We start from the raw sequence: 12,300 nt of genomic DNA on the forward strand, positions 1-12,300 counted from the left end.
CTACTTGGCGCTTTTTATCAACTCTGCATCTTTCAGCCCGTACATGAGGCGGTTGATGTCGTTGGCGTTCAAGTCCAGTTTACCTTTGATGGTAATGGCTTCGGTAGTGTATTTGATGGGTTCTTTGGAAATAACTTCCATGACCGTTTCTGGTCCAGCACCCCCACAGAAGAAACACATGTTGTAAGGGAAGGCGGAAAAGACGAATTCTTTTTGTCCCCGGTAGCCTTCCACTGGAATGATGTAGCCTTTGATTTCGACGGATTTCCCTTCGAGAGACTTGATCTCTGGACTAAAAATAGGCACATCCACTTTGAAGCCCAACATTTCGTCGTATTGCTTCTTAAAGGTCACTTTGGCCAAAGTTGTCCAGAGGCTTTTGGCATCCTGGGCTTTTACACTTGAACCAATCATACTCACAAAACCAAGCACGAGACTGGCTATCAACAAAGATTTTTTCATTTTGTATGCCATTTTTATTTGTTAGGGCAAAAATATAAAAATTAACCATGCTCTGAAAAAACGATCGATCAGAGAATTAAGTTTACTTATAGACTAATTTTTGCCACCCGCAGCTGGCCTCGCCTTTCACTGGGCACCACCATCTTATCACCAGCAATCTGGATGGCATCCCGGAAACGCAGGCGCAGTTTGAGCAATTCGGTGCTCAATAAACTGTGCCGTTCGTTGTCTCCAGTGCCTTTCACCACGTATTCGCTGACCGTATTTTCAAATTTGATTTCATCATTAAAAATCAAGCGCACATTGGACGGCGTTTTAAACAAGAAAAAAGAAGAATAAGCCCCGTCGTCATCCTGCGAATATTGCTTTTTGTACAACACCTTTTTCCAATGTTCTTCCCCATCGGGGTGTATAGAAATGGCAAAAATATCATTGTAGTAATAATCGATGGTGCTGCGGTTTACGTTGTCGAAGCCCATCCGGGGTACGTTGGTAGCGAAACGGGTAGAATTGCGGTTCTCTTCACCAATGATGAGCATGCCACCATCCTGGCGCAACACAATTTCATTGATACCCACTTCAACCAAACCTCGATTCTGGCGGATTTCCTTTCCTTCCAGGTCTGAAACAAAGTTGTCGTCAAAAGGATGAAAGCGCAAGCGGTGGGTCAATAAATCGCTACGTGGTATGCTAAGGTGGAAATACCCTTCGGCGCGTTCAATATTGCGTTCGAAGTAAAGGCCACCTGCACAGAAACGTTTGTTACGGTTGTCGATGATGAATTTGACATCGTAAGTCACCTTGTCCTGCATAAACAGGGCAATCTGATTGAGATTGGGGCTATTGGCATCGTTTACAAATAAATCAAAGCGGTGTTTTTCCCTGCGGCTGAGCACATTGTCCTTTTCGAGCACCATGTACATTTCGCCATCGTTGCTCACCAACATGTGTAGGACGTCAACTCCTTCGGTAAAATCTTCGACCTGAAAACTTTTTTCCCACAATACTTTAAAGGAAGCATTGTCAAAAACCAGTACGTTGAAGGTGCTGCGGTCGATGTGGTAAACCAAAATCTTGCTGCGGTCTTCGCTGCGCTCCCAGCGGAAATTGGGCGTAAAAAAAGTAAAGCCGTAATCCTTTAGCAACAAAGTCTGGCGTTTGTTGGCAGAGGGGTCGAAATGATCAGCCCGAAGAATGGTATTGCCCTTGTCGCGATGGTGGTAAACGACTGTAAAGCTGTCGCGCAAGTTGTTGACCCCAATCACGGAAGGCTGGCGTTTTTCCAACTCAATCTCCTTGCTCCAACTGCTGCGCATGTTTTCGTCAAAAGCCTGGATTTCAAACTTGTCCATGCGGTTGCGGAACAAAAGCACTCGGCCCTTGAGCTCCCCGATCACATCATACGACACATCATTGCGCAAAGGCAATTCCTCTGATACAACTACTTGTTGAGCCGATATTTTTAGCGTTGCCAATAAGGCGCAAATGAGCAGCAAATACTTCATAACCGATGGTTTTAGACTTTATGAACAGAAGGTGCGTAAAGTCTGCTATCTAAAAATAACAATTGTAGTTGGATTTCGGCTACAATTTCCGTGGAAATTGTCCGCATTTGTAACGTTAAAAAATAAGTACAGCAATTTTGGGTAGTCAAATTTGGTGCCGAACAAGGCAAAAAACGTAGGCGATGCAGCGCATCGGCGAGGCTTTTTAACGAAGTGCAGCGACAAATTTGACAGCCAAAAAGCTGAAATTATTTTTAAACGTTACCAAGGGCAGGAATTTTACAATTCTGCCAACACAATCTTCCGATAGCTGATCGACATTTCGTTGCCAGGGTGCAATTGGATGCCGATGGGGCCGGAAGCAGTCATCCCTTCCGAGGTGTAAGTCATCACTTCTTTGCCATTGAGATAGGCGGTGTAGGTATTGCCCATTACCTTGATTTTAAGGGTATTCCAATCCTTGAGCTTGAGTATATCTTTGACTCCGGTGGCTTCAACCGGATAGCGCAGTTTGGGAATGTAAGGCGAGCCCGTCATGTCTCTTTTGAGCGAACCGGAAATGCCAATCTGAACCTGATCATTTTCCGAGCGCAGAAAAAAACCTGAATCGACGGTGCCGTCACCCATCAAAAAATCAGCTTGCAGGACAAAATTCTGATAGGACTTTTCAGTCCAGAGAATCGCGCCTTTTTTGGTGGGTTCACTTTTGACCAACAAGACCCCTTTTGATACCGTCCAGCAAGATTCTGGAGCTGGAACGACCCAACCTTTGAGGTTTTTGCCGTTAAAAATCTTTTTCATTTTGGCTTCCTGGGCGTTCAATTGCCCTACACCCATGACGAACAGGAGAAAAAAAAGGGTATGTGAGATTTTCATGTGCTAATGTTTTAGTTTTGCACCCCAAAATAGAACAATACCCGTTATGAGCAAGCGGAATAAGCTACAGAAATTTGCAGAATTGTTGTCATTCCCGAATGTTTATGAAAACTTCGATTCGGGAAATCCCCAATTGGCGGGTGAACATGGGCAAATTGTGGACTTAAAAGGCCAGTGGAAAGCTGGTCATTTCAAGAATGATGCCCCACTTACCCTCGAACTGGCTTGTGGCCGGGGAGAATATTCAGTGGCCTTAGGTGAAATGTATCCTGAACGGAATTTCATCGGGGTAGACATCAAAGGCGCGCGCATTTGGAAAGGAGCGCTGGCCGCCCTGCAAAAACAACTGCAGAACGTAGCCTTCCTACGCACGCGCATCGAACAAATCATGTATTTCTTTGCCGAAGGGGAGGTGGATGAGATCTGGATCACGTTTCCCGATCCTTTTTTGCGCAACAGCAAGACCAATCGACGCCTGACTTCACCGGCCTTTTTGGATCGTTACCGCAAAATGATGCCTGCTGGCGGTATTGTGCACCTCAAAACGGATGATCCTACCTTGTATGAGTTTACCTTGATGGTGATCAGGGATTACCCGCAAGCCACCTTGTTGTACACCGATGATGACATTTATGCGAAGGAGCTGCCGCTGCCAGAGTTGGAAATCAAAACGTATTATGAACGGATGCATTTGGCCGAAAAGAAAACGATAAAATATGTGCGGTTTCGGTTATCGTAGGGGCGATCCTGTGTGATCGCCCCTACGATAATGGGCTACCACATAGGGTTGCCCCTACTGTTTTTTTTGCCCATACGTCAAACTCAAATCATCCAACACAATATCCAGCATCGGATCTTCGCCCCGCACGTACCCCTCCTTGAGGTGGTGCCCATAAAAACCGCCTAGGACGCTCCAATACGTTGCCGTCCAACTGCCGCGCAGGCCTTTTACCAACTCATACATCGGCGTATCCAGTTCACGTTCAATCATTTTAATCAGCAGCATCCCTTGGGTACGGGTGAGTTTTTTGAGGGGTTGTTCAAATTTTTCCTCCAGGTCTTCTTGCAGGGTTTTGATGTATTTGCGCTTTTGGCCTTTTTTGATGTCATTGGTCACTGCGTCCACTTCGCGAAAAATGCGCACGGCTTCTACCGCATAAGGATAGACGGAATAAGCATAACGGCGGTATTTGCGGTATTTTTTATAATCCTCTTCGGATTCAAAGGAACGCAGCGAAGTGATGGATACTTCTCCCAAACCTGCCATAATTAAGGTATCGCCGGCATCGTCAATGATGTAGTCATAAGTTTGGCCTTTGATGGTCACTTTTCCTTTGTTGCTTTCCTGGGCAAAGCTCCAAGCGAAGGCCAACAAACACAGCAGCAGGGTGAAGAAATATTTCATGGTTACCATTCTATATTAAAACAGGAATCTCCTTTGCAAGTTCAATGCAAAGGAGATAGGAAATATTGTTCAGAATGTAAGATACTTTATTGGTGGCTCAGAACTAAAAAATCACTTCTTTAGCTGCTTTCATCGGAATGCCAATGCATTTTTTCTCCATGTACTCCAGCATGCGCTCTAGCAAATCACGGGTATTGGTATCCAACTGTGCCACTTCTTTGTGGAATACTTCGTTCAGTGCCCGATCTTTTACGGCTTTGATTTCAACGGGAACCTGACGCATGGCGATTTCCAAACGGCGTTGTTGGAATACTTTGGGCAGTTCTTCGATGAAATCTTCCAGCATTGCTTTGGCTTTTTGCACCTCGCATTCGCGGAAAGCGAGGTTTTCTTTAGCCAAGGCACGCAGACCTTCAATTTCGATGTAGTGATTGTCGTAGTTGCTCACTACTTCAGGAGCAATATTATGAGGAATGGATAAGTCGATTAGAACTTTAGCACCGGCTTCCCCATTCAGCAATTGTGGGTAGAGCTCGGGAGTAATCACAGGTTCGGTAGCCGAAGTACATACGATTAGCGCATCAAAACCTTCGCTGTAGTTGTGCAGCGCATCCAGGTCAAAAGCACGACCGTGGGGAAAAATAGCAGCAATTTCTTCCGCCTTGGAAACGGTACGGTTGAACACCGTTACTTCGCTGAAGTGGTGTTTGTCCAAAAACTTGGCGATCAATGTATTGGTCTGGCCAGCTCCCACAATCAGAATCCGCGCCTCCTTGGGCAGGTGGTAACGCATCATTTTTTGGATGGCCAGTGATGCGATCGAAACAGGCTTATCGCCGATGCGGGTATTGGAGTAGATTGATTTGGCCACTGCTACGGCCTGATCCATGGCCATACGCAAGTTGTCACCGATGAGGCCCCATTCTTTGCATTGGTCGTAGGCATCGCGGAGTTGACCCAAAATCTGGCGCTCGCCAATCACCATCGAATCCATCGAAGCAGAAACGGTAAAGTAATGCTCCAGCGCATCCATACCTTCCAGGATCTGGACAGTATCGTCCAGGGTGCCTAGAACTTCATCCTTAAGTTGTGGATTGACTTGTTTGAAAAACTCTACGGCAAAAACCAAGTCCAATTTACGCTCGGTGTGAAAGAAGTACATTACCCGATTGCAAGTAGACAAGTACAATAGCTCATCCAAACCAAACTGATCCTTAAGGCCCTGTAGGCGCATCTTCAACGCCGAGGGGTCGGAGGTTTTGACCACAAACTCGCTGATGCTGTGTAAATTTACACGCTTGTGGGTGACCGTAAGGATTTTGTAATTGTCTAACATAACCTTGTTTGCTTAAAAAAGAAATGACACTGTTGAATTACTAAGCGGTTAATTCTCGCAAGGGTTTGGGATGAATGACTTTTTATCCGGTCTTACGGTGTCTATTGAATGAACGATGCAAAAATAGATTGCCGCTTGGGAAATAATGTCACGGTTCTGTAACAACATTAGGCGATTCGATTATTTGGACAAAATCTAAATTGCATTTCAGAGACCTTGAATTCCTTGACATTTTCCCTACAAAAGAACGACGCTGATTTTTCGCTCGCGCTGACAAAAGTCATCTCTTTTCGCTGATATAAACGCAATAAATTTAAGGTCGGATTCGATTTTGTGTCAAAACAATTTCAAATTTGCCATTTCCAAAAGTATTTTGACCTTCTTATGACGGAAAGGAACGGAAAAGAAATAAAATCGCATTTCGCTTGGGCTCTTTTTTGATTTTGCTGCGTTACTCGTCAGTTGCGTAGGCCCGCTATGCGCCTTCCTCGCGCCTGGCCAAATCAAAAAATAGCCGAGTCAAATCTGCGCTTTTATTTCTTTTCCGTTCCTAAAGGCTTACTTTTGCGCCACTAAAACATTTTTTATGTACCGTACGCATACCTGCGGCGACCTGCGTATCGCCGATGTCAGTAAGACTGTAAAATTGAGTGGATGGGTGCAAACCACCCGTGATTTTGGTGCCATGACCTTTTTGGATCTGCGAGACCGTTACGGCATTACCCAGTTGGTGTTCAGCATGGAAGAAAACGCGGAGTTGTGCGAACAAGCCCGAAAATTGGGCCGGGAATTCGTCATCGAGATTGAAGGTACCGTGCGTGAACGCAGCAATAAAAACCCCAATCGGGCTACCGGAGACATTGAAATTGTAGCTCAGGCCTTCCGGGTACTCAATGCTTCTAAAGTGCCTCCTTTTACCATTGAAGACGAAACCGACGGCGGCGACGATATCCGCATGAAATACCGCTACCTGGATTTGCGGCGCAGCCCAGTGCAAAATAACCTGATCTTCCGCTCCAAATTGGCGCTGGAAGTACGCAAGTTTTTGTCTGATCAAAACTTCATTGAGGTCGAAACACCTTTTTTGATCAAAAGTACACCAGAAGGTGCCCGCGACTTTGTGGTGCCTAGCCGCATGAACCCAGGGCAGTTCTACGCTTTGCCCCAATCTCCACAAACCTTCAAGCAAATTTTGATGGTAGCCGGATTTGACCGCTACTTCCAGATCGTGAAGTGTTTCCGGGATGAAGACTTGCGTGCTGATCGCCAGCCGGAGTTCACGCAAATCGACTGCGAGATGGCTTTTGTCACCCGCGAAGACATTTTGAATACCTTCGAGGCGCTGACCCGCCACTTGTTTTTGCATACACTGGGACTGGAATTGGGCGATTTCCCAAGGATGTCCTACGACGATGCCCTACGCCTGTATGGTTCAGATAAACCCGACTTGCGCTTCGGCATGCCTTTCGCCGACCTGACCGATCTGGCCAAAGGGAAAGGTTTTGTGGTATTTGACAGCGCCGAGTTGATTGTCGGTATCAATGCTACAGGCCAGGCTGATTACACCCGCAAGCAGGTGGATGAACTGACCGATTGGGTGAAACGTCCACAAATTGGTGCCAAAGGTTTGGTTTACGTCCGCTACAATGCCGACGGAACCTTAAAATCTTCGGTAGATAAGTTTTTCACGGAAGATCAACTCCGCGATTGGGCCAAACACCTAGATGCTCAACCCGGGGACTTGATGCTCATCATGTCTGGCGAAGAAGAAAAAGCCCGCAAACAACTGGGTGAATTGCGCTTGGAAATGGGTCGCCGCATGGGCTTGATGAAAGCTGGCGACTTCAAACCACTCTGGGTACTGGACTTCCCACTACTGGAATGGGACGAAGACACCGAGCGTTTTTACGCCATGCACCACCCCTTCACCTCGCCTAAACCCGACGACGTGGCCAAAATGGCCTCCGACGACCGCAATATCCTGAAAGGTTTGCGGGCTGATGCCTACGATTTGGTACTAAACGGCGTCGAAATTGGCGGTGGTTCGATTCGGATCTTCGACCGCGACTTACAAATGAAAAACTTCAGCCTTTTGGGCTTTAGCGACGAAGAAGCTGAAGCACAGTTTGGCTTCTTACTGGGTGCGTTTGAGTTTGGAGCACCACCCCACGGGGGTATCGCCTTCGGTTTTGACCGCCTCTGCTCGGTGATGAATGGCCAAAACTCAATCCGCGACTTTATCGCTTTCCCGAAGAACAATCAAGGAAGAGATATGATGATTGATGCACCTTCGGGGATTGCGGATGCACAGTTGAAGGAATTGAATTTAGCAACGACTGTGAAGCCTTAGTAGTAGTCAAAAATAAGCTAATTAAAGCTGACGTTTTAATGAGTCCTTGGGCATTGTTTTTTTGCTCAAGGACTTTCTGTTTATCAAAATCGGAAAAAAGCCAGTCAAAAGTTTACTTTATTTTATTTCCGTTCCTTATCCCTTGCTGTTACTTATTTCCTATTATTGCAGCAGAAAGATCTCTAGAACAACAACCATGTCCGATCATGCCCTCTTGCTCGCCCAAGCCCGCGAATACGATGCCCGCGGCGATGTGTACAACGCAGTGAAGTTGTACAAGCGCTGCATTAAGCTGGCTCCCGAGGTAGTAGAAGCATATGTACAGTTGGCGGAGATTTATAAAAAACGGGCAGAGTGGAAACCAGCGCTGCATTATGCCAAAAAAGCCCTTTCCCTCGATGCCAGTCTCGCGGACACCTGGTGGACTTTGGGGATTACCGCAGTAGCCCTGGGAAAAGAGCGATTGGCCAAGTCAGTATGGTCAAAATTTGGCCCCAGCAACCCACGCGACGCGCTAATTTCTCTACAACTCAATCACAGTGGCATCTTTGAACTGATCTGGGCCAAACCACTTGACCCAGCTCGGGCGCAAATCACCAGCATCCCCCACCCCGATTCTGACCGCCATTTTTTGGACATCGTGGTTTTTGACCGACAAGTCATTGGCTACAATGTGGCCAAACGCCGCCGCTATCCGGTACATGCCGAACTGGGCATTCAGCAGCGCTCCCTCTATTTTACCTTCTCTTGTTGGTTGGAAAGCCCGACGAAAAAGGACATCCAAACGCTGGAACGCCTGTGTGTTGAAGCACATTTGGGTTTTGAAATCTGGTCCAAATCAGCACGGGTGCAAAAACAGGTGTACAACGACAAATTACAAGAGTTTTACAGCGGAGACCTGTTCCAAAAAGAAGACGAAAACCTCGTCGTCGCCATCGCTGCCAGACAAGAAGCGCATGTAGAACAAGTGCTCCGTGCTTGGACAATCATCACCTTAAGGCAGTATTACGCCTTGGAACGGCATTAAGAGTTTAAAAAGTTAAAGATTTGAAAAGTTTTATTTTTGAGAAAAATGTTTATTTTTGCCAAATAGTTGGATGAATACACGGCGCTAAGGCCACAAAAGTTGTCTAGAAGTTCTAAGTTAAGCTGCTCTAAAATAACTCCGCTGAGGGTTATTCTAAAATCGTCTCCACAAAACTTGCTGCATGAAGAATTTGAGTCACCAGGGCTCAAATACGCCGTCATTTTTTACCTAAAATACATATGATATGTGCAAACATTTAATCACCCTTCTTTTTTTGACTGTTACTAGTGTTACCCTTTTGAAGGCCCAAATCACGCTTCCACCCAGTGGTGACAACCAGAAATGTGAAGTCGTACAAAACATCGGCCTCGTCAGAGCTGTCGTGATGTGGGGCAGTCCCGATGTACACGGTGCCAATGGCGAAGACCGCACGGGCAAAATCTGGGGCGAATTGGTGCCCTATGGCCTCAGTAACCTCGATTTTGGCCTGAGTGATGAAAAAAACTTAATGCCCTGGCGCGCTGGCGCCAATGAGAACACCGTTTTTGCGGTATCCCACGATGTTATGATCGAAGGCAAAGCATTGCCCGCAGGCAAGTATGGCCTACACATGATCCCCGGCAAAGACGAGTGGGTGATCATTTTTTCCAAAAACCATACGGCCTGGGGCAGCTACTTTTACAAGCAAAGTGAAGACGCCCTGCGGGTAAGCGTAAAACCACAGGCCCACGCCTACACCGAATGGTTGACTTACGAGTTCGATGATCGTATGCCAAATGGTTGTACCGTAAGAATGCGTTGGGAAAAACTGGCAGTGCCCTTCAAAGTGACTGTCCCCAAGGTCAATGACTACTACCTGGCTAAAATCCGGCAGGAGTTGGAAAATGAACCTGGTTTTGATTACAACAGCTTTATCAGCGCTTCACAATTTTGTGCCCAAAACAAGGTAGCCCTGGAAGAAGGCCTGGCCTGGGCCGAGGCTGCCATCAGCAAAAAATACATCGGCCTACGCAATTTCCAAACTTTGTCCAACAAGGCCCAAATCCTGACGGTAATGGGGCGCAATGACGAAGCCGCCACCATCATGAAGGAGGCCATCAAAGAACCTACCGCAGGTATGCAGGACATCCACATGTATGCCCGTGGCTTGCAAGCGAGCAAAAAAAATCAGGAGGCCCTGGAAATTTTCAAACTCAACAACCAGCGTTTTCCAGAGGAGTACATGACGCTTTTTGGGCTGGCACGCGGTTACTCGGCAGTGGGTGACTATAAAAATGCCTTGAAATACGCCAATCTGGCCTTGCCCAAAGCGTCGAATGCCCAGCAGAAGACACAAATGGAAGGGGCGATTGCCAAGCTCAAGGAAAACAAGGATATGAATTAAATTCCCGTCGTAGGGGCAACCCTCAGTGGTTGCCCCTATTACAATTGCAGGGCAGTAATATGGGCAACCTGTAGGGGGCAGCCACGTAGGACTACCCCTACGATGGGAACCTTTTCCATCCATCCGTCGTTCCTCCCCACAACAAACGGCATCCCATGGAAACACCATCCGAAAAATACCCGCGCACCTATCACTTCCCCTTTTCCGAAGGTGCCGTCAACGACGATCGCATTCAAGACGAATGGCAGGCCCTCCTGACCAACGAGATCGTCATTACCGAAAAACTGGATGGAGAAAACACCTGCCTCAAAGTCAATGGCATCTACGCGCGCTCCCACGGCGCTGTGAACCAAAATCCCTGGGCCAAACCCATTTGGGAAATTTGGGAGCGGGTGGGGCAATCCCTGGGCGACTTGCATATTTTTGGCGAAAACCTCTATGCCATCCACAGCATTACCTACGAACGGCTGGACAGCTATTTCTACATTTTTGCCTTACGCGACAATGGCCAATGGCTAGCCTGGGATGAAGTGGAGTGGTATGCACAATTGCTCGATCTACCGACAGTGCCTGTTTTGGAACGGGGCAGTTTTTCCAAGACACAATTGGCAAACATCATTGCCGAACAACAAGCACGAGGTAGCCATTTTGGCGGGGAGAGTGAAGGCGTCGTTTGCCGCAATGCCGCCACTTTTCCCGAATCCGATTTTTCCACCAACGTGCTGAAGTACGTTCGCAAAAACCATGTACAAACCGATGAACACTGGACGCGCAACTGGCAAAGGGCCCAACTTTGGTTTGAACGGCCAGATTTTTCAGCAACAACAGGTGAATTGGGCGCTGATTGAGTCTTTCGACTGGGTCGCCCCCATGCGCACTTGCCCCCAGGAACCGGAGCACCATGCCGAAGGCGACGTGTGGACGCATACCCGCATGGTGATCGAAGCCCTGCTGGCACTGCCTGCTTTCCAGGAATTAGCGGAGCGTGAGCAAAGTTTGTTGTTCCACGCGGCTTTGTTGCACGATGTGGCTAAACCGCAGTGTACAGTAATTGAAAATGGCAAAATCAGTTCGCCTCGGCACGCTAAGATTGGAGAAAAAGTAGCCCGGGAAATCCTCTGGGATTGTGAGATTGGGTTTCGAGAAGAGGTGTGTGCATTGGTACGCCAACACGGTCTCCCTCTCTGGATCATGGACAAATCCGACCCCATCCGCGCTGCCATTCTAGCCAGTTGGCGGGTGCGCAATGAACTGACTTACCTGTTGGCCAAAGCCGATGTCCTGGGCCGCATCAGTGCTACTTGTGATGAATTGTTGTACCGGGCCGACTTGTTTCGTGAGCTTTGCCTCGACAACCATTGTTTTGAACAGGAAGCCACCTGGTTCAACGCGCATAGCCGCTACCGCTACTTTTGGTCGGAAGAAACTTATCCGGTGGAGATTTTTGACGATACAACTTTTGAAGTGGTCATCTTGTCGGGGATAGCGGGCAGTGGAAAGGACACTTTTTACGCCAAAAACTACGCCCATCTCCCCATCGTAAGCCTGGATGAAATTCGGCGCGAGCTCAAAATCCGCCCCGACGACCGCGACGGGCAGGGCAAAGTGGCCCAATTGGCGTACGAACGCGCCAAGGAATTTTGCCGCCGCAAAAAATCCTTTGTATGGAACAGCACCAACCTGACTTCGGAACTACGCGCCCGCCTGCACAATGCGCTGCGGGTGTACAATCCCCGTTTCAGCATCGTTTACCTGGAAACAAGCCAGGAGAATATTTTTAGTCGGCGGAAAGAGGACATCAAGAGTAGCATTTTGGCAAGGATGATTGGCCAATTGGATATGCCGCTGGTGGGTGAAGGGCATGAGGTGAGGTGGGTGCGAGGCTAGGATCAAAATAGCCCCAAAACACAAAGGTTCCTACCACTCCTCCCTGAGCAATAGGAACCTCCATCTTT

Annotated in this window: 11 protein-coding genes; 6 read left to right on the plus strand and 5 right to left on the minus strand. The window is 47.7% G+C overall.

Translation table 11 applies throughout. From position 1 onward, the window contains the following. The 3 genes from ACEW9O_RS25585 to ACEW9O_RS25595 form a co-directional block, all read right to left on the minus strand. Entirely contained in the window at window positions 1-462 is a 462-nt protein-coding gene (locus tag ACEW9O_RS25585) for a hypothetical protein (RefSeq protein WP_373553068.1), read from the minus strand. Window positions 463-548: 86 nt separating this feature from the next. Beyond that, the gene (locus tag ACEW9O_RS25590) at window positions 549-1,967 is read right to left on the minus strand and encodes a hypothetical protein (RefSeq protein WP_373553069.1); all 1,419 of its coding nucleotides are present in this window, start codon (window positions 1,965-1,967) and stop codon (window positions 549-551) included. Window positions 1,968-2,246: 279 nt separating this feature from the next. After that, window positions 2,247-2,843 carry a DUF1080 domain-containing protein gene (locus ACEW9O_RS25595; protein ID WP_373553070.1) on the minus strand — a complete coding sequence of 199 codons (597 nt, stop codon included), beginning with the start codon at window positions 2,841-2,843 and terminating at the stop codon, window positions 2,247-2,249. A gap of 46 nt (window positions 2,844-2,889) precedes the next feature. On the opposite strand from ACEW9O_RS25595, the gene trmB reads away from it, so the two are divergent. Then, on the plus strand, window positions 2,890-3,582 hold the full coding sequence (gene trmB / locus ACEW9O_RS25600) for a tRNA (guanosine(46)-N7)-methyltransferase TrmB (RefSeq protein ID WP_373553071.1): 693 nt from the start codon (window positions 2,890-2,892) through the stop codon (window positions 3,580-3,582). A gap of 54 nt (window positions 3,583-3,636) precedes the next feature. Here the strand turns inward: trmB and ACEW9O_RS25605 are convergent, their stop codons facing one another. Beyond that, the gene (locus tag ACEW9O_RS25605) at window positions 3,637-4,248 is read right to left on the minus strand and encodes a DUF4294 domain-containing protein (RefSeq protein WP_373553072.1); all 612 of its coding nucleotides are present in this window, start codon (window positions 4,246-4,248) and stop codon (window positions 3,637-3,639) included. 103 nt (window positions 4,249-4,351) lie between these two features. Next, window positions 4,352-5,584 carry a glutamyl-tRNA reductase gene (gene hemA / locus ACEW9O_RS25610; RefSeq protein ID WP_373553073.1) on the minus strand — a complete coding sequence of 411 codons (1,233 nt, stop codon included), beginning with the start codon at window positions 5,582-5,584 and terminating at the stop codon, window positions 4,352-4,354. 586 nt (window positions 5,585-6,170) lie between these two features. Between hemA and aspS the strand changes: the two genes are divergently transcribed. The 5 genes from aspS (at window position 6,171) to ACEW9O_RS25635 (ending at window position 12,232) form a co-directional block, all read left to right on the plus strand. After that, window positions 6,171-7,934 carry an aspartate--tRNA ligase gene (gene aspS, locus ACEW9O_RS25615; RefSeq protein ID WP_373553074.1) on the plus strand — a complete coding sequence of 588 codons (1,764 nt, stop codon included), beginning with the start codon at window positions 6,171-6,173 and terminating at the stop codon, window positions 7,932-7,934. Window positions 7,935-8,130: 196 nt separating this feature from the next. Beyond that, complete coding sequence (locus ACEW9O_RS25620; protein WP_373553075.1) at window positions 8,131-8,961, plus strand: tetratricopeptide repeat protein; 831 nt, start codon at window positions 8,131-8,133, stop codon at window positions 8,959-8,961. A 244-nt stretch (window positions 8,962-9,205) separates the two neighbouring features. Further along, a complete protein-coding gene (locus ACEW9O_RS25625) occupies window positions 9,206-10,345 on the plus strand; it encodes a DUF2911 domain-containing protein (protein ID WP_373553076.1) in 1,140 nt (379 codons plus the stop codon). A gap of 155 nt (window positions 10,346-10,500) precedes the next feature. Beyond that, entirely contained in the window at window positions 10,501-11,193 is a 693-nt protein-coding gene (locus ACEW9O_RS25630) for an RNA ligase family protein (protein ID WP_373553077.1), read from the plus strand. After that, window positions 11,102-12,232: an AAA family ATPase gene (locus ACEW9O_RS25635; protein ID WP_373553078.1), complete on the plus strand. Its 1,131-nt coding sequence runs from the start codon at window positions 11,102-11,104 to the stop codon at window positions 12,230-12,232. Before ACEW9O_RS25630 ends, ACEW9O_RS25635 begins: the two co-directional genes overlap by 92 nt. The last annotated feature ends 68 nt before the right edge of the window (window positions 12,233-12,300 follow it).

It is taken from the genome of Haliscomenobacter sp. (assembly GCF_041740695.1).
Classification (GTDB): Bacteria; Bacteroidota; Bacteroidia; order Chitinophagales; family Saprospiraceae; genus Haliscomenobacter.